Source organism: Halomonas piscis (assembly GCF_031886125.1).
GTDB classification, from domain to species: domain Bacteria; phylum Pseudomonadota; class Gammaproteobacteria; order Pseudomonadales; family Halomonadaceae; genus Vreelandella; species Vreelandella piscis.
Map to the genome: position 1 here is coordinate 348,248 of NZ_CP119391.1, position 23,728 is coordinate 371,975.

15 protein-coding genes and 1 pseudogene are annotated in these 23,728 nt (G+C 62.0%); 9 read left to right on the plus strand and 7 right to left on the minus strand.

The window, feature by feature from the left end; genetic code table 11:
* The first annotated feature begins 77 nt into the window (after positions 1 to 77).
* A complete protein-coding gene (locus P1P91_RS01650; protein WP_311884066.1) occupies positions 78 to 10,214 on the plus strand; it encodes a YadA-like family protein in 10,137 nt (3,378 codons plus the stop codon).
* A 17-nt stretch (positions 10,215 to 10,231) separates the two neighbouring features.
* Positions 10,232 to 11,038: an OmpA family protein gene (locus tag P1P91_RS01655; protein ID WP_311884067.1), complete on the plus strand. Its 807-nt coding sequence runs from the start codon at positions 10,232 to 10,234 to the stop codon at positions 11,036 to 11,038.
* A 108-nt stretch (positions 11,039 to 11,146) separates the two neighbouring features.
* Here the strand turns inward: P1P91_RS01655 and P1P91_RS01660 are convergent, their stop codons facing one another.
* Together P1P91_RS01660 and P1P91_RS01665 are read right to left on the minus strand one after the other, a co-directional pair.
* Complete coding sequence (locus P1P91_RS01660) at positions 11,147 to 11,554, minus strand: IS5 family transposase (RefSeq protein WP_311884069.1); 408 nt, start codon at positions 11,552 to 11,554, stop codon at positions 11,147 to 11,149.
* Positions 11,530 to 11,709, minus strand: a complete 180-nt coding sequence (locus tag P1P91_RS01665) for a hypothetical protein (protein ID WP_311884071.1) — start codon at positions 11,707 to 11,709, stop codon at positions 11,530 to 11,532. The genes P1P91_RS01660 and P1P91_RS01665 overlap by 25 nt, the downstream gene beginning before the upstream one ends.
* 106 nt (positions 11,710 to 11,815) lie before the next feature.
* On the opposite strand from P1P91_RS01665, the gene P1P91_RS01670 reads away from it, so the two are divergent.
* On the plus strand, positions 11,816 to 13,072 hold the full coding sequence (locus tag P1P91_RS01670; RefSeq protein ID WP_311881765.1) for an ISL3 family transposase: 1,257 nt from the start codon (positions 11,816 to 11,818) through the stop codon (positions 13,070 to 13,072).
* A 12-nt stretch (positions 13,073 to 13,084) separates the two neighbouring features.
* Here the strand turns inward: P1P91_RS01670 and P1P91_RS01675 are convergent.
* The 4 genes and pseudogenes from P1P91_RS01675 to yihA all read right to left on the minus strand — a co-directional run.
* Positions 13,085 to 13,255: pseudogene (locus tag P1P91_RS01675) on the minus strand (transposase); the annotation flags it as partial.
* Between the two features lie 88 nt (positions 13,256 to 13,343).
* The gene (locus tag P1P91_RS01680) at positions 13,344 to 14,246 is read right to left on the minus strand and encodes an SH3 domain-containing protein (RefSeq protein WP_311884073.1); all 903 of its coding nucleotides are present in this window, start codon (positions 14,244 to 14,246) and stop codon (positions 13,344 to 13,346) included.
* Between the two features lie 240 nt (positions 14,247 to 14,486).
* Entirely contained in the window at positions 14,487 to 15,905 is a 1,419-nt protein-coding gene (gene nhaC, locus P1P91_RS01685) for a Na+/H+ antiporter NhaC (RefSeq protein ID WP_311884075.1), read from the minus strand.
* 212 nt (positions 15,906 to 16,117) lie between these two features.
* Positions 16,118 to 16,732 (minus strand): ribosome biogenesis GTP-binding protein YihA/YsxC, encoded by a 615-nt coding sequence (yihA, locus tag P1P91_RS01690; RefSeq protein WP_311884077.1) that lies wholly within the window; start codon positions 16,730 to 16,732, stop codon positions 16,118 to 16,120.
* A 313-nt stretch (positions 16,733 to 17,045) separates the two neighbouring features.
* Between yihA and P1P91_RS01695 the strand changes: the two genes are divergently transcribed.
* The 5 genes from P1P91_RS01695 (at position 17,046) to P1P91_RS01715 (ending at position 21,294) form a co-directional block, all read left to right on the plus strand.
* Positions 17,046 to 17,678, plus strand: coding sequence for a c-type cytochrome (locus P1P91_RS01695; RefSeq protein ID WP_311885843.1), 633 nt, complete (start codon positions 17,046 to 17,048; stop codon positions 17,676 to 17,678).
* A 111-nt stretch (positions 17,679 to 17,789) separates the two neighbouring features.
* Positions 17,790 to 18,422 carry a thiol:disulfide interchange protein DsbA/DsbL gene (locus tag P1P91_RS01700; RefSeq protein ID WP_311884078.1) on the plus strand — a complete coding sequence of 211 codons (633 nt, stop codon included), beginning with the start codon at positions 17,790 to 17,792 and terminating at the stop codon, positions 18,420 to 18,422.
* 69 nt (positions 18,423 to 18,491) lie between these two features.
* Positions 18,492 to 19,304 (plus strand): endonuclease/exonuclease/phosphatase family protein, encoded by an 813-nt coding sequence (locus P1P91_RS01705; RefSeq protein ID WP_311884080.1) that lies wholly within the window; start codon positions 18,492 to 18,494, stop codon positions 19,302 to 19,304.
* A 27-nt stretch (positions 19,305 to 19,331) separates the two neighbouring features.
* A complete protein-coding gene (locus P1P91_RS01710) occupies positions 19,332 to 19,895 on the plus strand; it encodes a TRAP transporter small permease subunit (protein WP_376717175.1) in 564 nt (187 codons plus the stop codon).
* Positions 19,888 to 21,294 (plus strand): TRAP transporter large permease, encoded by a 1,407-nt coding sequence (locus tag P1P91_RS01715; protein ID WP_311884083.1) that lies wholly within the window; start codon positions 19,888 to 19,890, stop codon positions 21,292 to 21,294. Before P1P91_RS01710 ends, P1P91_RS01715 begins: the two co-directional genes overlap by 8 nt.
* A gap of 394 nt (positions 21,295 to 21,688) precedes the next feature.
* On the opposite strand, the gene P1P91_RS01720 is transcribed toward P1P91_RS01715, so the two are convergent.
* Entirely contained in the window at positions 21,689 to 22,723 is a 1,035-nt protein-coding gene (locus tag P1P91_RS01720) for an IS110 family RNA-guided transposase (protein WP_311882018.1), read from the minus strand.
* 169 nt (positions 22,724 to 22,892) lie between these two features.
* On the opposite strand from P1P91_RS01720, the gene thiD reads away from it, so the two are divergent.
* Positions 22,893 to 23,723 (plus strand): bifunctional hydroxymethylpyrimidine kinase/phosphomethylpyrimidine kinase, encoded by an 831-nt coding sequence (gene thiD, locus P1P91_RS01725; RefSeq protein WP_311884085.1) that lies wholly within the window; start codon positions 22,893 to 22,895, stop codon positions 23,721 to 23,723.
* Positions 23,724 to 23,728 lie beyond the last annotated feature (5 nt).

The following is a 23,728-nucleotide window of genomic DNA, read 5'->3' on the forward strand; positions in this document are numbered from 1 at the left end:
CAATTTTTTCTTTGTTAGTTTCACTAGCAAATTATTAAAGCTTGTCTGGCTTGTCGTTTGCCACGAGGGAGCAGTTTATGAATCGTATTTTCCGCAAGGTCTGGAACCATAGTCTGGGACGTCTGGTTGTAGCTTCCGAGGCCGCACGTTCACGCGGGAAGGCCGGCGTGTCCAAGAAAGTCATGGGCACTCTGGCAGGCGGCGTCATTGCCCTGCCGCTGTCCACGCTGGCCGTTGGTGCGCTAACCCTGGAAGATGGGGCCTTGCTGGAAAATACTGACGGCAACCTGGACATCAGTGAAGAGCCGGCTTCCGGAAACGATCCCAAGAAAATCACGCTGGATCTGGCCCAAGCCATCGAGGTTGCCAATAAAATCACAGTCGACGGCAGCAACGACGTTAGGCTAGATAATAGCGGTCTGGCGCTGGCGGGTGGGCCCAGCGTCAAAAGCGGCGGCATCGACGCCGGCGGTGAAAAGATCACTAACGTCTCGGCGGGGACAAGCGATAGCGATGCGGTTAACGTTGGCCAGCTAAACGCGGTAAAAAGCACGGCCAACCAGGGCTGGAACGTCACCGATGGTACTAGCAGCAGCAACATCGGCCCGGATGGCAAGGTCACCTTTACCGGTGATAGCAACGTCACGGTCACCGAATCCGGCAGCGACGACGACGGTCAAATCTCGGTCGCGCTGAACGACGACCTGACGGCAGCCAGCCTTACGGCCGGCGATACCACAGTAGATAATAACGGCCTGTCGATTGACGGCGGGCCCAGCATCACCAGTGGCGGCATCGACGCCGGCGGTAGCAAGATCACCAACGTTGCCGACGGCACAAGTGCAGGTGATGCGATCAACAAGGGCCAGCTGGATGCGGTAAGCAGCACCGCCAACGCTGGTTTTAAGCTACAGGCCAACGGCAGCGACGAGTCCACGGTTAAACCAGACGATACCGTTAATCTCAAGAACAGCGACGGTAATATCGACGTTTCCAAGAGCTCGTCGGGAAACGACGTAACCTTCGATCTAGCGGATACGGTCTCCGTGGATAAGGTCGAGGCGGGCGCTAGTACGCTCGATACCGATGGACTGTCTATAATCGGCGGTCCGACGTTTACCAGCAGCGGCATCGATGCCGGCGGCCAGAAGATTACCGGCGTGTCTGATGGCGGTGTCAGCGCTGGCAGCCAGGATGCCATTACGGGCGGACAGCTTTTCGATCTCGAAGAGGAGCTGTTCACCGACGGCGATGGCATCAAGTACTTCCACGCCAATTCCACCAAGGATGATTCTCAAGCCAACGGCGGCGATTCGGTCGCCATCGGCCCGGAGTCCGTCGCAGAGGGTGATAGCAGCTTTGCTGCCGGGCTTGGTGCCGCGACTAGCAGTGCGGCAGACAACGGCATTGCCTTGGGTAACCAGGCCAGTGCCGAGGCGGGCAATAGCCTGGCAATGGGCAACCAGGCCAATGCGGTCCTGGCGTCGGGGACGGCCATAGGTAACCAGGCCCAGGCACGCGCGGACAGCTCGATCGCCATCGGCAAACAAACCCTGGCCCAGGGTGATAATGCCACCTCGATCGGCGCCACCGGCGATCCCATCACGTCTCTGGACCTGGCCGACGACGATACCAATCTGACGTCAATCAACGGCATACCGGTGACGGCAACAGGCTATCCGCTCAACGAAGACGGAACCTACAATCCGACCGGCTCCGCCGAGATTACCTCAATCGCCGGGGTGGCGGTCGATGAAGCCGGCGTCAATCAGTTTATTAGTGCGCTTATGTCTGGCGCTAACTTCGCCTCGGGGAAGAATAGCCTGTCGCTGGGCGTCGGCACCATCGCGACCGGCGACTCCGGCGTTGCCATCGGCGACAGAACCAGTGCCGCAGACGATGCGGTCGGCATCGGCCACGGCACGACCGCCGCCGGCAGCGCCGTGGGCATCGGCCCCGGCGCCACGGCGAGTGGCGCCAACAGCTTCGCCGGCGGCAAGAATGCCAAGGTAGTCGGCAAAGGCAGCAACGCCGTGGCCATCGGCAATAACAGCCAGGCGGGGCATGGGGGCAAAGACCACCCGAACACCAGCCAGACACTTGATCCTAGTGGCAAAAGTGCGGTTGCCGTCGGCGACGGTGCTCAGGCGCAGATGAATCACGACGTGGCCATGGGTGAGGGCGCCGGCTCGGGGTCATTCGGGCTTCCCTCTGCCGACATCAGCAACGTCTATATCGGGCGCAATGCCGGCGCCGGCGTGTTCGCCGGTGGTCGTAACGTGGCCATCGGTGCCGACGCGGGTAAGGACCGTGCCGATGACAGTGATGAAAACGTCGCCATCGGCAATAAGGCCGGTCTCGAGCGGGGCGGCAACTACAATATCGCCCTTGGCAAACAGGCGGGCGGCAGCAACGCGAAGGATGCAACTGGCTCTCTGACAACCGACGACACGATTTCCATCGGTCGAAAGGCCAATGCGTCCGATAGCGGGGCTCTGGCGCTGGGCGCGAGTGCGGTAGCGTCCGGTGAGAACAGCCTGGCACTGGGGCAAGAGAGCTCTACCAACGGTGCAAACTTCATTGCCCTCGGAAGTGGTTCGGTAGCCGACAAGAATGTCAACACGCCTTCAGCCGGCGCCTACCTGACCGGCGAAACGGCGAGCTCGATTCTGTCGATTGGCAGTGAAAATACCGGTACAACCCGCCGAGTCGTCAATGTGGCCGGCGGTGTGAAGGACACCGATGCCGTCAACGTGGGGCAGTTAAGCCAGCTGGGCGATGAGGTCCAGGGTGTTTTCGGCGACGACGTCACCGTTGACGCCGACGGCAGCCTGTCATTTAAACGGGGCGGCGAGACAACGCTGTCATCCTACCTCAATGAGAACGGCGCCCCGGGCGGTGGCAACCCTGGATCACCGGGTGCCAATGTCGTCAAGTATGACGGCAGCACCCAGGACGATATTACCCTAGCCGATACGCAGATCCACAAGGTGGCAGATGGCACCAGCCCCAAGGATGCCGTCAATGTCAGCCAGCTCGAGGAGGCCGGGACGCACTTCGTCAGCGTCAACACCCCAAAAGACGATACAAACTATGACAATGACGGCGCCAGCGGTGACGACGCGATCGCCATCGGCCCGACGGACGGGGCCAGCGGCGATTCGAGTTTGGTGATTGGACGCAATGCCAAAGCAGAGGGGCAGTATGGTCTGGCGCTTGGTGAGGGGGCCGATAGCAAGGGCGAAAGTGCGACTGCCATTGGCTTGAATGCATATGCTGATGCCGACCGGTCTATTGCCATTGGTGAAGACTCGAGAGTCGAGAATCAGGCGGGTAAGGCCGATGCGAATAGCGGCATCGGCGTTGGCTACAAGGCTCGGGTAACTCGCGAGCATGGCACGGCCATTGGCGAATCTGCGCTAAGCGAATCGGCTCAGGGACAGGCGTATGGCTATCAGGCTCACGTGCACCAGGAGTCAGAGAATAGCAACGCCATCGGCAACATCGCGGTGGTCAATGAAAACGCCGATGGCGCCAACGCCTTTGGTGATCATGCCACCGTAGAAGAGAGCGCGCATAACTCCACCGCGATCGGGAGCCGGGCCAACACCAATGCGACCAATGCCTATGCTTTGGGCACCCAGGCCCAATCCAGCGGCAATAGCGCCTACGCCCAGGGCAACGAGGCGCGCGCGTCCGCGATCAATGCCTTTGCGCTGGGCAGCAAGAAAGACTCAAATAGAACAGAAGCCTCTGCCAAACATGCCTACGCCGTCGGCAGCGGCGCGCAGTCCGAAGCCAGCAGAGCCTACGCCATTGGTGCCGATGCTCGGGCCAGCCAGGCGACAGCCGTCAGCGGCAAGGACGCCTTCGCTATCGGCACCGAAGCCCTCGTTAATGAGGACAGCGCCTACGCCTTGGGTAACAAGGCCAGCTCCATCGCCGAAAGCGGCTATGCCGTAGGTACCCAGGCCGAGTCTACCGCGGAGAGCGGCTATGCCATGGGCACGCAGGCGTCTTCCGAAAAGGCGGATTCCTTTGCCATTGGCTCCAATGCCAATACCGACGGCCTTAACGCCTACGCGCTGGGTAATACGGCCAAGGCAAGCGGTGACAACGCCTTCGCGGCCGGTACCGACAGCGTCTCCGGCGGCGAAAATGCCATCGCGTTTGGCAAGAACGCCGCAACCGATACAACCGGCAAGAACGCCATCGCCATCGGTACCGGGAGCACGGCCAGCAGCGAGAACGGCGTGGCGCTGGGTACTAACGCAACGGTTAGCGGCAAGGATTCGCTCAGTCTGGGCACCGGTAGTCTCGTCACAGGCGACAGTTCCGGCGCTTTCGGCGATCCCAACACGGTTAACGCAACCGGCGCCTACGCCTTCGGCAACGACAACACCATCGATACCGGTGCGAACAATAGCTTCGTACTGGGCAGCAATGTGACGCTGAATCAGGCCTATCAGGCCAACAGCGTGGTGCTCGGCAATAATTCCGATACGCATGAAGTTCACACGGGCACCAAGGCGACGGAATCGACCCTCAATGATGAGACCCGTGTTTACACAGGCCCGGCCTCAAAAGGCAACGGCTTCGTCAGCGTCGGCAGCGAAGGCGGCGAGCGCCAGATTCATAATGTGGCCGCCGGCGAAGTGAGCGAGACCAGCACCGACGCCATCAACGGCAGCCAGCTTTTTGCCACCAATCAGGCCGTGCAGCAGCCCATCACCTTCGAAGGCGACAATGGCGCCGGCAATGCCGTCGAGCGCACCCTGAATACCACGCTGAACATCCAGGGCGGTGCCAGTGGCAACCTGACCGACGACAATATCGGCGTCGAAGGCGACGGGACCGACACCCTAGAGCTCAAGCTGGCCGAAAACGTCGATCTGGGCACTAACGGCAGTGTTACCACTGGCAACAGCGAGCTGGATAACGGCGGGTTGAGCGTCGATGACGGCACCAACAGCACTGATTATGGCGCCGATGAAATCGCCATGAACGACGGTGCCGGTGCGACCACCAGGGTAAGCCCCGGCAAGGTCGAAGTCGCAGGTTCAGGCAATACGGTCACGCTGGATGGTGACGCCGGTACTATTGACGGCTTGACCAACAAGACGTTCGATGCGGGAAACATCACTTCCGGGCAAGCGGCTACCGAAGACCAGCTCAGCCAGGTCAATAGCGACTTGACCACGAGCGGCCTGGACTTCAAGGGCAACAGCAATCCCAACGGAGCGGTTCACAGGGACTTGGGCGAGACGCTGAACATCGAGGGCGGAGCCGCAACCGCCGGCGCGTACAGCGACGACAACGTCAAGACAGTCGCCGACAATGGCAGCGTCTCGATTCAGCTGGCCGAGAACCCCGAGTTCACTAGCGTCACCACCGGCAACAGCACGCTGGACAACGACGGCATGACCATCGCCGGCGGGCCGAGCGTGACCACCGGCGGTATCGATGCGGATGGCAAGAAGATCACCAACGTCGCCGACGGCGAGGTGAGCAGCACCAGCAGCGATGCGGTGAACGGCAGCCAGCTCAACGCCACCAACAACGTCGTTGCCAAGACCGGCAACAGTGCGGCCGATGTGATCGGCGGCAACGCCAGCTACGACGATGCGACCGGCGACCTGACCACCACCGACATTGGCGGCACCGGTCAAGATACCGTCCACGACGCGATTGCCGTCGCCGGTACCGGTTGGGAGCTGGAAGCAGCCGGTACCAACGGTACCGAGACCATCAACCCGGGCGATACTGCTACGTTCGATGCCGGCACCAATCTGGATGTCGAGCGCAACGGCAGCACCATCACCTACGCCACGCACTCCGAGGTCGAGTTCGACAAGGTGACCGCCGACGACGGCAGCGGCAACGTCACCGAGGTGACCGCGACCGGCACCAGCGTCACCGACGGCACCGACCGCACCGACTACGGTGCCGGCGGCATGGAGATTGCCGGCGGACCCAGCGTGACCACCGGCGGCATCGATGCGGGTGACAACAAGATCACCAACGTCGAGGCTGGCACGGATGACACCGACGCGGTCAACGTCAGCCAGCTGGAGCGTCAGGACAGCGACCTGACCACCAAGGGCCTGGACTTCGCCGGCAACGAAGGCGGCGATGTGCATCGCGACCTGGGCGAGACGCTGTCGATTACCGGCGGTGCCAACGCCACCGGCGGTTACAGCAGCGATAATCTCAAGACGGTCACCGACCCGACGTCCGGGGCCATCGAGCTGCAGCTGGCCGAGTCGCCGAAGTTCGGCGACGTGACCATCAACGAGAGCGACAGCGGTCGCATCGGCGGCGTCGCCGACGGCGAGAATGCCGACGATGCGGTCAATCTGGGTCAGCTGGAGGACGTGGACGCCACGGCCAACGAAGGCTGGAGCCTGACAGCTCAAGAAGCGAATGAGAGCAATGTCGGGCCAGGCGACAGCGTCGACCTGAGCAACACCGACGACAACATCGAGATCGCCAAGGCCGATACGGATAACGACGTCACCTTCGATCTGGCCGACGACCTCACAGCCGACAGCCTGAAGACCGGCGATACCACGGTTGATGGCAGCGGCGTAACGATTGCTGGTGGGCCGAGCATTACTGACAGCGGCATCGATGCCGGTGATCAGACCATCACCAATGTGGCTCCGGGGGTAGACGGGACCGACGCGGTCAACGTCAATCAGCTGGACGATGTCAGCGATGCGGCCAACGCCGGCTGGACCGTGGCCGATGCCGACGGCAACAGCCACAACATTGGGCCGAACGGCAAGGTGACCTTCGAGGGCGACAGCAACATCGGCGTGACCGAATCCGGCAGCGACGACGATGCCAAAATCCAGGTAGCGCTGAACGACGACATTGCCGTCGACAGCGTGACCACCGGCGACAGCGTGCTCGACACCAACGGGCTGACGGTGACCGATGGCACCACGACCACCACGGTCGGGGCGGACAACGTCACCAGCGGCAACGTCGTGGTGGATGGCAGCCAAGACGTGGTCAGTGGCCTGTCGAACACCACCTATGATCCCAATGTGGATTACAGCGCGAGCGATCAGGCGGCGAGCGAAGCGCAGCTGGGCGGTCTCGGTGATAGCCTGACCAGCGACGGCATGAACTTCGCCGGCGACAGCGGCACCGACGTGCACCGCGACCTGGGCGAGACTGTCAATATTCAGGGCGGCGAGACCGATGGCAGCCAGTTCACCGACGGCAACATCGGCGTGGTCGCCGACGGCAGCGATACCCTGAACCTGAAGCTGGCCCAGAACGTCGATCTCGGCGGCACCGGTAGCGTCACCACCGGTGACAGCACGCTGGACACCGACGGCCTGAGCGTCGACGACGGCAGCGGCAACGCCACCGAGGTGACCGCGGCCGGCACCAGCGTCACCGACGGCACCGACAGCACCGACTACGGCGCCGGCGGCATGGAGATTGCCGGCGGACCTAGCGTGAGCACCGGCGGCATCGATGCGGGTGATAACAAGATCACCAACGTCGAGGCCGGCACGGATGACACCGACGCGGTCAACGTCAGCCAGCTGGAGAGCCAGGACAGCGACCTGACCACCAAGGGGCTGGACTTCGCCGGCGACAGCGGCGCCGACGTGCATCGCGATCTGGGTGAAACCGTCAATATCCAGGGCGGCGAGACCGATGGCAGCCAGCTCACCGACGGCAACATCGGCGTGGTCGCCGACGGCAGCGATACCCTGAACCTGAAGCTGGCCCAGAACGTCGATCTCGGCGGCACCGGTAGCGTCACCACCGGTGACAGCACGCTGGACACCGACGGCCTGAGCGTCGACGACGGCAGCGGCAACGCCACCGAGGTGACCGCGGCCGGTACCAGCGTCACCGACGGCACCGACAGCACCGACTACGGCGCCGGCGGCATGGAGATTGCTGGCGGACCTAGCGTGAGCACCGGCGGCATCGATGCGGGTGATAACAAGATCACCAACGTCGAGGCCGGCACGGATGACACCGACGCGGTCAACGTCAGCCAGCTGGAGAGCCAGGACAGTGACCTGACCACCAAGGGGCTGGACTTCGCCGGCGACAGCGGCGCCGACGTGCATCGCGATCTGGGTGAAACCGTCAATATCCAGGGCGGCGAGACCGATGGCAGCCAGCTCACCGACGGCAACATCGGCGTGGTCGCCGACGGCAGCGATACCCTGAACCTGAAGCTGGCCCAGAACGTCGATCTCGGCGGTACCGGCAGCGTGACCACCGGCGACAGCACGCTGGACACCGATGGCCTGACGATTACCGGCGGTCCGAGCATAACCGCCAGCAGCGGTATCGACGCCAACAACCAGAAGATCGTTAACGTTGCCCCGGGCGAGATCGCGGGTAGCAGCACAGACGCCGTCAACGGCGGTCAGATCCAGGCCGCAGGCGACAGCCTAGCCGATAACGTGCTGGGCGGTGATGCCGACTACACCGGCAACGACTTCACCATAAGTGACGTGGGCGGTACCGGCGAGAGCACCATCGATGACGCCATCGAGTCGGCCAACACCGCGGCCAACGCCGGCTGGGACATCAGCGCCCAGGGCAACAACCCGACCAAAGTGGGCCCGGGCGACAGCGTCGACCTGAGCAATACCGACGGCAACATCGAGGTCAGCAAGACGACCAGTGACAACGACGTGACCTTCGATCTGGCCGACAACCTTACAGCTGACAGCGTGACCACCGGTGATAGCACGCTGAACAACGACGGCCTGACGATTATCGGCGGACCCAGCGTGACCACCGGCGGCATCGATGGCGGTGACAACAAGATTACCGGCGTTGCTGACGGCGATGTGAGCAGCGACAGCACTGACGCGGTGAACGGCAGTCAGCTGCATAAGATTGATCAGGTGGCTAACGCCGGTTGGGACGTGGCCGACACCAGTGGCAACAGCCACAATATCGGCCCGGGCGGCAAGGTGACCTTCGAGGGTGACAGCAACATCGGTGTCACCGAGTCCGGCAGCAACGATAATGCCAACGTCGAGATAGCGCTGAATGACTCCATCACCCTGGGTGAGGATGAGAATGCGGTTACCGTCGATGGTAAAAATGGAAAAGTCAGTGTGGGGGATACCACCATGGACGGCGATGGTCTGACAATTGCTGGCGGTCCGAGCGTAACGACCGGCGGTATTGATGCCGGCGGCATGCAGGTGACCAATGTGAGCAGTGGCCTGGGCGGCCAGTCGCTCGATCAGATCAGCGGTGATGACCTGATGAATGCCGCGAACGTGGGTGACCTTCAGAAAGTGGCCGGTGACATCGGCGACGATGTGGCGGCGGCCAAGACCGAGGTCACAGAGGGTAAGAATATCTCCATCACGAAGACAACTGGTGATGACGGCAACGACAGTTACGAGGTGGCTACGTCGGATGAAGTTGACTTCGACAAGATGGAGGTAGGCTCTGTCACTATCGACAAGGACAATGTCGATGGCGATGGCAACACTATTATTGCCGGTGTTGGCAAGGGTGAAGTCAGCGAAGACAGCACCGATGCGGTCAACGGTAGCCAGCTGCACGGCGTCAAGGAAGATATCGGAGATATCAATAGTTCACTGGATACCGGCATGGACTTCGCCGCTGACGAAGGCGACGCGGTCAACCGTAAGATGGGCGATACCGTGGCTATTACCGGTGATGACAACATCACTACGCGCACCAATGACGACGGTGTGGAAGTGGGGCTGAACCGAGATCTGGATGTCGACAGCGTCACCACGGGAAGAACAACCGTCAGTAACGAGGGCGTGACGATCGAGGACGGTCCGAGCATGACCGTTGACGGTATCGACGCCGGAGGCAAGCGCGTCACCAATGTTGCTTCCGGTGAAGCACCGACCGATGCAGTCAACGTCGGGCAGATGCAGGAGCTCAACAAACGCTTCCAGCAGCAGCTTGGCGGCCTCAGCCGGCGCGTGGAGGACGTTCATGACGAAGCCAATGCGGGTACTGCAAGTGCTCTGGCAGCGGCTTCTGTTCCGCAGGCCACGATACCCGGTAAAAGCATGGTTTCCGCCGGGGCAGGTACCTACAGCGGTGAATCGGCTGTTTCCGTCGGCGTGTCGCGCCAGTCGGATAACGGACGTTGGACAGTCAAGCTGAATGCCACCGGGGATACCCAGGATAACTTTGGTGCCGGTATTGGCGCCGGTTTCCACTGGTAACTACGAGGATGTTGATCATGAAGTATGGCCTTGGCCGTAGAGCAATGTGGACCCTGGGGATCGCTGGTTTTGTGATACTGAGTCTCCAGGGGTGCACGACGACAGCCGGGCAAGGCCCGGCTGTTGATAGCTATGAGGTGGCATTTCCCGATATTGACGACGCATGGCAAGAAAAGGGAACGTTCGTCAATATTGAAAACCTCAGCCAGATGCACGCGGGGCTTTCCAAGGAACAGGTCTATGACTTGCTGGGCCGGCCCCATTTCCAGGAGGGGTTATTTGGGGTGCATCAATGGGACTATATCTTCCATTTCCGCACCGGTGAGGCTGCGGACTATGTTACGTGCCAGTACCAGGTGCACTTTGACAGCAACATGCAAACGGAGAGCCTGCACTGGCGTAATAAGCAGTGTGCCGACTTCCTTACGGAAGAAGAGCCGGAAGAGCCGCAGCAGGTGACGCTGTCTGCCGATACGCTGTTCGATTTTGACAGTGCTGAACTGTCAGCCAATGGACAGCGGGTGGTTACCGATGCCGGACATCGCATTCAGCAAGAGACTGCCGCGGCAAACATCGTGGTCACTGGTTACACTGACCGCATTGGTCGTACCGACTATAACCAGCGTCTTTCCAGGCGGCGTGCCGACAGCGTGCGTGATGCGCTGGTTCGTACCGGTATCGACCCAAGGGCGATTCGTAGCCGTGGAGCGGGGGAGCGTAACCCGGTCGAGCGCTGCGAGGGCGAGCGCGTCACGCCGCAGCTGAAAGCTTGCCTGCGGCCCAATCGCCGTGTCGAAATCGAAGTGACGGGCATTAACGGCTAGGCTGATGCTTGGCGTTTTGCCTTGCTAGATGTACCGCTGTGCCCGGCAGAGCTACCGGACACAGCGTTTTTTTATCAAACATCGCGACGAACCTAGGGGCGTTAACAATTAGGCCAGCCATATGGCGGCTGACACGAGGCAGAGGAGTGACTGGTAGTTTCTTGCCAGTCGCTCATAGCGTGTAGATAACCGCCGGAACTTCTTGATTTTCTGAAAGAACCTCTCCACCAGATTGCGATCTTGGTAACAGTGCCAGTCTACTTCAATGCGCGCCAAACGATTCTTTTTCGGAGGAATCACCGGCTCGGCACCTGCGGCCTGAATCATGTCCCGCAGAGCAGTGGAGTCATACCCCTTGTCGCCCAGCACTGCTTGCGGGGAAAAACCTTCCAGTAGAGCGGGAGCAGCACCATACTCCGACGCCTGGCCCGGTGTGAGAACCAATCGTACTGGGTTACCTAACGCATCGACTGCGGCATGAATTTTGGTGCTCAATCCGCCTCGAGATTTGCCCATGGCTTCGACGTCTTGCGTGTTTTTTTTGACGCTCCATGCTGGTGCACCCTGACGATGCTACCGTCGATCATCAGCTGCTCTAGATCGGGATCGTCGGCTACTGTGTCAAAAATACGCTGCCAAACGCCCTTTCGTGACCAACGGTTATACCGCATGTAGACGGTGTGCCAGCGCCCAAAAGATGGCTCTTCGTCGTTGGGTGTGGAATTCGCCCCCTGAGCTGGGCCAGAATATGACCTCCACGACGACAGGAGGTATGACATGGACGGCACCCAGATTCTGACCCTCGGCCTGGGCTTGGAAGCGCCCTGGATTCTCAAGGACCAGCACCTGGACACCTCCGTATCGCCCCACCGTCTGGACCTCTACGTCGAGGCCGAGCGTGGCAGCCTCTACCCCTGCCCTGAGTGCGGCGAGGCCTGTCCGGCTCATGACTTCGCTGACAAGACGTGGCGGCACCTGAACTTCTTCCAGCATCACTGCTACTTGCATGCTCGCGTGCCGCGTACCAAGTGCCCGGAGCATGGCGTCAAGCGTATCGAGGTCCCTTGGGCGAGGCCGGGCAGCGACTTCACCCTGCTGTTCGAGCAGGCGGCCATGTCACTGGTCAAGGAGATGCCGGTGTTGGCCGTCTCCCGACAGCTGGAGATCTCCGACAAGCGGCTGTGGCGCATCGTGCATCACTACGTCGGTCGGATGCTGGGGCAGCTGGATCTGAGCAACGTGGCCACCGTTGGCGTGGACGAAACCGCGTCCCGGCGTGGCCAGCGCTATGTGACGGTGTTCCTTGATATGCAACGCAAGCAGGAACCGGTGATCTTCGCCGTCCCCGGCCACGGCAAGGACGCCATCAAGGCCTTTAGCGCCTTCCTGGCGGCCCATGGCGGCGATCCGGACAACGTGGTCGAGGTCGTCTGCGACATGTCACAAGCCTTCCTCAGCGGCGTGGCTGAGTACCTTCCCAAGGCCGAGGTCACGGTCGACTGGTTCCATATCGTGCAGACCTTCACCAAGCGGCTAGACGAGGTGCGCAAGAAGGAGCGCCGCGAGCAGGAACACCCCAAGTCGCTGCGCTGGGCCCTGCTGAAGAGCCTGGACAACGAGAACCTGACGCCCAAGCAGCTGGCGGCTCTCCAGGAGCTGGTGGCTGACCAGAGCGCCACGTCCGATGCCTGGGTGATCAAGGAGAAGCTGCGCTGGATCCAGAAGGCGCCGACGCCACGAGCGGCTCGATGGCGCATCACGCACTACCTCAGGGTCATGAAGGCGGCGGTCTCGGAGAAGCCATTGCTGAAGCCGATGGGAAAGGCCCTGGCGACGTTGGAGCGCCACGCCGATGCGGTGGTTAGGCGTTGGATTTCGGGACTGACGAACGCACGACTGGAAGGCATGAACGGTCTGTTTCAGGCGGCTCGGTCACGCGCACGGGGTTACCGGAACGAAGCCAACTTCATCGCCATGATCTACCTGATTGGCAGCCCGGTGGGGCGCCTGTTCGATCAGGCCAAATCCACATGAAACGACGAAGAACCCAAAAGATTCGGGAAGATCACGCCACGGGGCGCCGGTCCGAGCGATCCAGAGCACGGCTTCCACGAACAGGCGATTGTCCTTGGCAGTTACCCCACAGTCTGAGGCTTTGCCGGGGAGCAGGTGCTCGATTCGCTCCCACTGATCATCGCGTAACTTCAACCGACTCATGGCCCACCAAAATCTATGAATACTAAATCAGTTTAAACGAAACTAATGATTGTTAACACACCCTAGCACTTCTGCAGCGTCAGCGCAGCTATTCGAGCAGGCGAGAGGCAACCCAGCCGAGCTGCTGTAGTCCGGGAAGGTAGACTTGGCTCCAACCACTATTGCTGCCCAGGATGCGCAGCGTGTCGCCGCGGTGAGCTTTGGTGACAATGTCGTAGTCGGTGGAACTACCGGCGCGAATGTTGGCTGTCCCGACGCTAATCGTGGCAGTTTGCAAATGCTTTTGGCTTGAGGCGATATTCTTTGCCGCAACTTCGTTGCCTTGTGCGGCAGCCAGGGCGAACCAGAACGTGGCCCAAGCATGGTTTTGGTCAACGCCTTTACCCTGAGCGTACATCGCACCTAAGCTGTTCTGGGCATAAGCATCGCCACCTTCGGCAGCTTGGCGATACCATTTTACAGCCATAGCATTGTCCTGCTCGACGCCACGGCCGTCTTCGTAAAGTGAGCCAAGGTTGTTCTGTGCCGCCGTTATCCCCTGCTCGGCGGCCTTGCCGAGCCACTTGGCTGCCTGGGCATCGTCCTGCTCTACGCCGCGCCCTTCGAGGTACATCAGCCCCAGGCGAAACTGCGCCGCGGTTTCGCCCTGATTAGCGGCGCGCTTATACCAGCGTGCGGCGTCGTCGTCATCGTCATCTTGCAGATACTGGTTGGCCAGTTGCACTTGGGCTGCTGGATGTCCTGAATCAGCTGCTAAACGGTACCACTTGGTGGCTTTGTCGGCTTTTTGCGGTGTGCCGATGCCCTGCTGGTACATTGTTGCTAGTCGATACTGGGCATCGGGATTGCCGGTTTCAGCAGACTGACGAAACTCATATAGCGCGGAGGCGTAGTTCTTGGACTGAAGCTCTTGGGTACCCTGCTCATAGTTCGCAAGGGCAAATGATGCATGAAGACTCAAAAGGCCAAATGCGGCTAATTTCCAGTGCATGGCAAACTCTTGTTATCTGCGATAAAGCCCGGCCTGCTCAACAGGCCACCGAAGGGCCACTTGCCGCTGGCAGGCTGTCTGCTTAGCGGATTAGTAATCTTGCGCTATTATACGATAAAGTTTGCATTTCTAGGTCGTCGTGATGTTTTATGTACCGGAGAATATTGTGATGGCTCACGGCCGCCGCCTAAGCGGCGGGTAGGAAAGGATATGCACAAAGCAAGCCAGTATAGCGTCGGGCTACTCAGCATTTGGCTGCGGTGTTGTTGCTTCGGTGCGCCAGATAAAGGTGTTGGTATAACCGTAGAGAATCACGAGCCCGATGGCGGCGAAGTTGAGCCATAGGAACGGCAGATACTGCAGTACCGGTACCCCGAACATCGAAGCCATGAAGATGCCGTTATCCGACCAGGGCACCATGCCCGAGGTGAGCGTGCCGCCCACTTCGGTGTTGCGCGAGAGGATGCGCCGGTCGACCTTCAGGCGGTCGTAGTTCTTCTCCATGATCTTGGGCGTCAGGATGAGCGAGACATACATGGCGCAGCCGAAGACGTTGGAGAAAAAGCCGGTCAGCAGCGTGGCAACGGACAGCTGGCCGACGTTGTTGATAAAGCGGGTGAAGGAGTCGACCAGCACCTGCAGCACGCCGATGTGGTTGAGCAGCCCGCCAAAGCCCAGGCCCAGGATGATCACCATGACCGAGCCTGTCATGCTGGTAATGCCGCCCCGGTTGAGCAGGTCGTCCATGAACGCATTGCCCGAGTCGAGGTTGAACCCGCCGTAGGCGGTGCCCAGCGCCGTGATGAAGTCGGTTCCCTGGAAGAAGAAGGCCCAGATAATGCCCAGCAGCGAGCCGAAGGCGATCGTGGGCACCGGCGGCTTTTTCATCGCCAGCAGGCCGATCACGATGGCCGCCGGCAGCAGCATGACCCAGCTGACGCTGAAGGTATCACTGATGGCCGCCATGATGGATTCCACTCGGCTGAGATCGATGCTCTCCGAGGTGTAGTTGAGACCGACCAGGGTAAAGGCTGTGCCGCTGATCACCAGCGCCGGAACGCTGACGTACAGCAGCGACTTGATGTGCTCGACGATGTTGACCCGGGACATGGAGGCGGTGAGCACGGTGCTGTCGGAAAGCGGCGACAGCTTGTCGCCGAAGTAGGCCCCCGACAGAACGGCCCCCACCACCAGCGGCAGAGGAATGCCCAGGCCCTCGCCCACGCCGACCATGGCCATGCCGGCCGTGCCCGCAGTGCCCCAGGAGGTGCCCGTGGCAAGCGAGGTGATGGCGCAGAGGATGACCGTCGCCAGCAAGAATATGCTGGGGTGAATAAACTCGAGGCCGTAGTAGATAATGCTGGGAACCACGCCGCCGGCGATCCAGGTGCCGATCAGCGCGCCCACGGAAATCAGAATGAGCACGGCCTCAAGGCCGTTGAAAATGCCCTCTTTCAGCGCCTCCTGGAGATTGTCGTAGGTGTAGCCGAGCCTCAGGCCGAGCAGAATGGCCATGAACAGGGCTATGAAAAGCGCCAGCTGAATGCTCAGGCCGAAGATGCCGGTAAAGGAAAAGGCAATGGCCAGAAAGCAGACGAGCAGGACGCCCACTTCCAGAATATGGGGTTTGCGTACCGCGCTTTCTTGTTGTGTCGTCATACGGTGCTCCTTGGCCCCGCAGGGGGGAGGGTCCAGGGTGGATAGGCCGGGAGAAATCGGCCGCTGATAACAAGCGCTCTCGCCCGACGTTTACTTAGCTTGTCAGAATTGAACAGGTGCCCGGGTTCGTCAATACGGCGGAAGGGGTAGCCAGGGCAGTCGCCGCCGGATTATGGCCGGAGGCGCCGGGGCCGGCCGAAGAGGGGGGCGAGTTAAGCCAGCCAGCGGTCCAACCGCTCGGAGAGCGTGCCCAAACCGTCCTTTTTCAGCGCCGAAAACAGCTGCACCGTCACCAGGTCTTCCCATTCGACCAGCTGATGGCGGACTTTCTGCAGCGACGCGTTGGCGGGGCCCTTTTTCAGCTTGTCGGCCTTGGTCAAGAGGATGTGCACCGGCAGGTCGCGCTCGTCGGCAAAGCCCAGCAGCAGCTGATCGAATTCGGTCAGCGGGTGGCGGACGTCCATCATCAGCACCAGGCCGCGCAGGCTCTGGCGCTGATAGAGATAGTCGGACAGGTGCGCCTGCCATTCGCGCTTGACCGCGTCGGGCACTTTGGCATAGCCGTAGCCGGGCAGGTCAATTAGCCGCAGGGCCTCGTTGCCCATGAGGCTGAAGCTGTTGATCAGCTGGGTACGCCCCGGCGTGCGCGAGGTGCGCGCCAGCGCTTTTTGCCGGGTCAGGGCGTTGATGGCGCTGGATTTGCCGGCGTTGGAGCGTCCGGCAAAAGCCACCTCGGCGCCGCTGTCCGGCGGGCACTGGGCGAGGGTCGGGGCGCTCTTCATAAAGCGTGCGGTGGCGTAGTTCAGTGCCTGGGGGGATGCGGGCATGGCTTGGATCCTGGGTGCGGTGCCTGACAGGCGATTGGGACAAATGGCGGATTGATCGCCGCGGGCCTGACGGAGAGCGCATGATCTCCGGCAAGTTCCGGGGAAATAGCTGCCAAGACAGCGCGAACGTGCATTCCCGCAGCCTGGGGGATTCGTTATACTCGGTCGGGTTTATACCGGCGAACCGGGGCGCTAGTCTAGCATTGTGCGTTGACCCTCGGCGACAGGCTTCACGCCCGCTGACCCCGAAGCGCCCAGGGGCACATATTCGCTACCGATCAACGGGACTACTCAACGAGATAATGGAATGGCAATGAGAAAGTTACTGGCAAGCCTGGCAATTATCATGGGTGCCGCGGGCACCGCACACGCACAGTCGGAGGAGCTTTCCGCCAATGCCGACGCCGCGGCGGGTGAGGAAATGGCGCAGCCCTGCGCGGCCTGCCACGGGGATGAGGGCATCAGCCAGATGGGCACCTTCCCCAACCTCGCCGGCCAGCAGGCATCCTACACGGCCAAGCAGATCATGGAGATCCGCGACGGAACCCGTCCGGTGCCGCAAATGGCCGGCCAGGTCGACGACTTTTCTGACCAGGATGCCTGGGACGTTGCCGCCTATTATGCCGAGCTGGAGGCCAACAAGGGCCAGGCCGACGATGCCGACGAAGAAATGCTGGAGCGCGGTGAAACGCTTTACCGTGCCGGCGACCTGAGCCAGGGGATTCCGGCCTGCGCAGCCTGCCACACGCCCACCGGCGAGGGCATCGGCAGCGCCAAGTACCCGGCCCTTTCCGGCCAGCACCCGGAGTACGTGGTGTCGACCCTTGGTGACTTTGCCGCCGGCGAGCGTTCCAACGACCCCGGCGCGATCATGCGCGATATCGCCGACAATCTGCGCGAAAGCGACATGGAAGCCGTGGCCAACTATATCCTGGGACTGCATTAAGCCATCCCGGAAGTGGCGTCCCGGGGATTATCCGGGCCTGCCCGGGCGCGCCCCGAGAAGAGGAAGGGGCGCCGGGCAGGCCTTGAACGCTTTTTTATGGAGAATCGGCCCATGCTGAAAACTGCCATCGTGGCGCTTGCCGGGCTTGGCCTGTCGGCGGCCGTCAGCGCTCAGACCCTGACCGCAGGGGAAGACTACGAAACCTTGGAAACGCCGGTGGAAACCCGGGTGGACGACGGCCAGATAGAAGTGACCGAGGTATTCTGGTTCGGCTGCCCCCACTGCTACCGCCTGCAGCCCGCCGTCACCGAGTGGTATGACACTCTGCCCGACGACGTGGGCGTGGTGCACCAGCCGGCCACCATGGGCGGCGCCTGGAACGTCCACGCCAGGGCCTTTTACGCCGCCCAGGAGCTGGGCATCGAGGAAGACCTGCACAAGGACTTCTTCGACGCCATCCACAAGGATGGCCGCGAGCTCACCGACACCGACGAGCTGGCGGCGTTTTTCGCCGACTACGGCGTCAGCAAAGACGAGGCCCGCGAAGCGCTGGGTTCCTTCGGCGTGAAATCCCAGGTCAACAAGGCCCACGCGCGGCTGCGCAACATGCGCCTGAAGGGCGTGCCGGCGCTGATGGTCGACGGTCGCTACCTGGTGACGCCGCAAAGCGCGGGTAGCCTGGACAACATGCCCAAGATCGCCGATGCCCTGGTCGAGCGCGTGCGCGAAGACCGGACGGAGTAGGTTGGCCATGGGGTATAGCGCCGGCCGCCGGCGGGGCTTGTTCAGTGCCCCCGGCAGGGAGACGGATTCATGAGCCTGGCAGAGACAGATACCTCGTCGCTGCTGAGCAGCGGCCATCTGCGCATTCTGACGTTCAACCTTCAGGTGGGTATCCAGACCTCGGCGTATCACCACTATTTCACGCGCGGCTGGCAGCATCTTCTGCCGCACCCGCACCGCATCCGCCGGCTGGCATTGATGAGCCGGGTGCTGAGCCGCTACGACGTGGTGGGGCTGCAGGAGGTCGACGGCGGCAGCTTTCGCTCCAACAGCGTCAACCAGGTGGAATACCTCGCTGCTCAGGCGGGGTTTCCCCACCACTATCAGCAGCTCAACCGCAACCTGGGGCGCGTGGCGCAGCACAGCAACGGCCTGCTCTCGCGGCTGGCGCCGGACGCCGTGGACGAGCACCGCCTGCCGGGCATGCTGCCCGGGCGCGGGGCGATACACGCGCGCTTCGGCTCGGGGCCCGAGGCGCTGCATATCTTTGTCGCCCACCTGGCGCTCAGCCAGCGCGGGCGCCGCCGCCAGCTCGACTACCTGAGCGAGATCATCAGGCCGCTGCGCCACGTGGTGGTGATGGGGGACTTGAACACCACCCCCGACCGGATCCACGCCCACGAGCGCTTTCGCACCTCCCTGGACCTGCATCCGGTCAGGCCGCTTTTGAGCTACCCGGCCTGGCAGCCGCGCCGGGCGCTGGATCATATCCTGGTCTCCCGGAGCATGGGCGCGGCCGAGGTGCAGGTGCTGGACCACCTGTTTTCCGACCACCTGCCCATTGCCGTGGATTTGCCGCTGCCGCTTGGGTGCCTGGACACGATACGCAACGCCCAGGCCTAGGCTCCAACGACGACACAACGAGACGCCATCATGTCGACACCGACCCTGCCCCGCTGGCTTGGCACGCTGGATCGCGCCTCCCAGCGTCTGGGCCACGCGCTTTCCTGGCTGATGCTGGCCATGCTGCTGATCGAGTTCGCCGTGGTGGTACTGCGCTACGCGATGGGCATCAACAGCACCTTCATGCAGGAAATGGTGATGTACATGCACGCCACCCTGTTCATGCTCGCCGCCGGCTATACCCTGCGCGAGAACGGCCACGTGCGGGTCGATATTATCTATCGCCGGCTGTCGCCCCGGCGCCAGGCGCTGATCAACATGCTGGGCATCGTCTTTCTGCTGGCCCCGGTGATGCTCTTCATCATCGCCGCCAGCGCGGGCTACGTGGCCTCGTCGTGGAAGATTCTTGAAGGCTCGTCCAACTACGGCGGCATCCCCGGAGTGTTCGTGCTGAAAACGCTGATCCCGGTGTTTGCCGGGCTGATGCTGTTGCAGGGGGCCGTCGAGTTCGCGCGCAGCGCCTATATCGTGGCCGGGCCCATCGGCGCGGCGATGCCGGACAACACCCGGCGGGAGCCGCCCGATGCTTGAGTTCATGCCGCTGGTGCTGTTCGTGGCCGTCTGCGCGGTGCTGATGCTGGGCTTCCCCGTGGCGCTGTCGCTTGCCGGTACGGCCCTGGCCTTTGCCGGGCTGGGGCTGGGGCTTGAGTCGCTGGGCATCGATGCCCACTTCAACCCGGGGTATCTGTCGGCTTACCCCAACCGCCTCTACGGCATCATGACCAACACCACTTTGCTCGCGGTGCCGCTTTTTGTGCTGATGGGCGTGCTGCTGGAAAAGTCCCGGGTGGCGGAGACCCTGCTCGACGCCATGGCGCTTTTGTTCGGTACGCGCAGCGGAGGTTTAGGCATTGCGGTGACGCTGGTGGGCATGCTGATGGCGGCGTCCACCGGCATCGTCGGGGCGACCGTGGTGACCATGGGGCTGATGTCGCTGCCGACCATGCTCAAGCGCGGCTATTCGCCGTCCCTGGCCACTGGCACCATCTGCGCCACCGGCACCCTGGGCCAGATCATTCCGCCGTCCATCGCTCTGGTGCTGCTGGGCGACGTGCTGTCGTCGGCCTACCAGCAGGCGCAGCTGTCCATGGGGGTATTCAGCCCCAAGACGGTCTCGGTCGGCGATTTGTTCATGGGCGCACTGGTGCCGGGGCTGTTGCTGGTGGGGCTTTACATGCTCTACGTGGCGGTGACCGCCTGGCGCCGGCCGGACGCTGCGCCGCCGGTGCCCCGGGAAGCGCTGACCGAGGAACTTGGTCATCGCGGCGGGCTTGCCACGCTGCTGCTCAAGGGGCTGGTGCCGCCGATTGCGCTGATCGTGGTGGTGCTGGGCTCGATTCTCGCCGGCATCGCCACGCCCACCGAGGCCTCGGCGGTGGGCGCGTTCGGCGCGCTGGTGCTGGCGCTGGTCTACCGTCGACTGAGCCTGGTTACGCTGCGCGAGGTGCTGCGCGCCACTACCCGGGTGACCAGCATGGTGTTTCTCATCCTGATCGGAGCGGCGCTGTTTTCGCTGGTATTTCGCGCCTACGGCGGTGAGGAAATGGTCACCGGCCTGTTCGAACGGATGCCCGGCGGCGTGGTGGGTGCGACGCTGATCGTGATGCTGGTGATCTTTCTGCTGGGCTTTATTCTCGACTTTATCGAGATCACTTTCGTGGTGGTGCCCATTGTCGGGCCGATCCTTCTGGCCATGGGGCTCGATCCGGTGTGGCTGGGCATTATGATCGCGATCAATCTGCAGACGTCGTTTCTCACCCCGCCGTTCGGCTTTGCGCTGTTCTACCTGCGCGGGGTGGCGCCGGCCTCGGTGACCACCGCCTCGATCTACCGCGGGGTAGTGCCGTTTATCGCCATCCAGCTGGTGATGCTTTTGCTGCTGGCGCAGTTTCCGGCGCTGGCTACCTGGCTGCCGGCGCAGTTTGGTTAAGCCGCCCAACGGTGCTTTATGCCTTGGCATTGACGTCACTGACTGGGTGGGAGCGGACTTTAGTCCGCGAAGACGCTGCCTCCATACAGCATTCGCGCAATAAATTGCGCTTATATGGACCCGTCCTGTTGTGCAAGCCAGAAGCAACAACGCATAAGAGTGAGGACTGCACGCTTATATCCGGCCTATTGATGGCACTTGCCGTGCCTGGCCCTGATGGAATACGCGCTCTCTGCTCTGATCTCCCACTCGGCCTCGTGATGGGCCTGCGCACTTTACAGAGTGACAGAAAGCCGGTCTGACCCGTTATGCCATCGAAGCATCTCGCCTGCGCAACCTCGGGGTTGGGTAACTTATCGCATGCTAAGCTATATTCCCTGTTTGTTCGGTATCATCAAGCGGCCTCCTGTGGCTGATAGCGCCGTTCATGGGCCAATAGCGACCAGCAAATCCGCGCCATCTTGTTCGCCAGGGCCACAATGGCCTTGCGTTGCCCAAGACGCGCCGCTAACGAGCAGGCCCAACGGGACAGCCGGTCGGGATGTTCCTGACGTTGGAACTGGCGTAATGCCGCGCGGGCACCGTGCACCAACTGCTTTCGAACCTCGCCATTGCCGCGTTTGGTGATCCCCATCAACTGGTTGCGACCCCCGCTGGAATGCTGGCGTGGCACTAGCCCCAACGAGGCGCTGAACTGACGTCCGTTGGGGAATCGCGCCGGATCGCCCAGATGGCTGAACAACAGCGTCGCATTGATCGGGCCGATGCCGGGCAGACTCATCAGCCGCTGCATGTCATCTGATGCCCTGGCCAGACGCTGCAGACGCTTGTCATAGCGCGCGATCCGGGCATCGTTCTCGAGCCATTGATCGAGCAGGTCGTTCAGCAGGGTGTAGAGTTCTTCCCCCAGCCGCGCCCGTTGCTCGTCCAGCCGCTCACGAATAACGCCCTGGCGTATCACCGCGTGCCCCTGCGACACGATTAGACCAAACTCGCCCAGCAGGCCGCGCAGCTCGTTGCCGACGGCGGTGCGTTCGCGCACTAACCGACTGCGTACTCGGTGCACTGCTTGCAGGGACTGTTGTGCTTCCGTCTTGATCGTCACTCGAGGCGTGGCCGGGCGCGCCGCAGCCTCGGCGATAGCCGCGGCATCGCGCGCATCGTTCTTGTGGCCCAGCACGAAGGGCTTGACCGCCTGCGGTGGCAGTAGCTCGGCCTCATGGCCCAGCGTGCCAATGTCTCTCGCCCAGTAATGAGCGGAGCCGCACGCTTCCATGGCGACGTGGCAAGGCGGAATTTGGGCCAGCGTCAAGCGTAACTTCTCTCGCCGGACTTGCTTGCTGAATACTTTGTGACCGTGCGCATCCACGGCATGCAGTTGAAAAACGTGTTTCGCCAGGTCAATGCCTATAATGCTAATCTGTTTCATGGATGGATCCTCCTTCACCGATGCCGTCAGTGTTCTGTGCACTGCTGGCTAGATGTTATATCCAGCTTGGCACAGAAGGACGGGTCCATCCCATTTCCCACCTGCCGTTCTTGGTAAAAAGTGCGATACATCCTATTTCCCCTATTGCTGCTTGCTGACAGGGAGCGTTATGTCTACCGAATCTTCCATTCCTCGCGTATTGACCGTCGCTGGGTCCGACCCGTCCGGCGGCGCCGGCATCCAGGCCGACCTGAAGGCGTTTTCGGCGCTGGGCGGCTATGGCGCCAGCGTGATTACCGCTCTGACCGCGCAAAACACCCAGGGCGTGCGCGGCGTTGAGCCGGTATCGGCCGCCTTTATTGCCGAACAGCTGGACGCCGTGCTTGACGATATCGAGATCGACGCGGTGAAAATCGGCATGGTGGCAAGCCTTGAGGTGGCCGAGGTGATCGCCCGGGCGCTGGAAAAACGCCGCCCGCGCTGGATCGTGCTCGATCCGGTGATGGTGGCTAAAAGCGGCGACGTGCTGGTGGACGACGTCGGCATCCGTGCGGTACGCGACGTGCTGGTGCCGCTGGCCGACGTGATTACCCCCAATCTGCCCGAGGCCGCGGTGCTGCTGGACGCGCCAACGCCTGCCACCATGGCGGAAATGGAGGCGCTGGTGCCCGGGCTGACCCGGCTGGGGGCGCCCTACGCGCTGCTCAAGGGCGGGCATCTGGAGGGGGCGGAGTGCCCGGACCTGCTGGCGACCCCCGAGCGCCACGAGTGGCTTACCGCGCCGCGGATTGCCACGCACAACCTTCACGGCACCGGCTGCTCGCTGTCGTCGGCCATTGCCGCTTCCCTGGCCCAGCTGGGTGCCACAAGCGTTGATGCCGACGCCGTCAACGCTATCGCCGAGGCCAAGCGCTGGCTGCACACGGCGCTTGAGGCGAGCGACCGGCTGGACGTGGGCCAGGGCTGCGGCCCGGTGCATCATTTCCATGCCTGGTGGTAGATCGC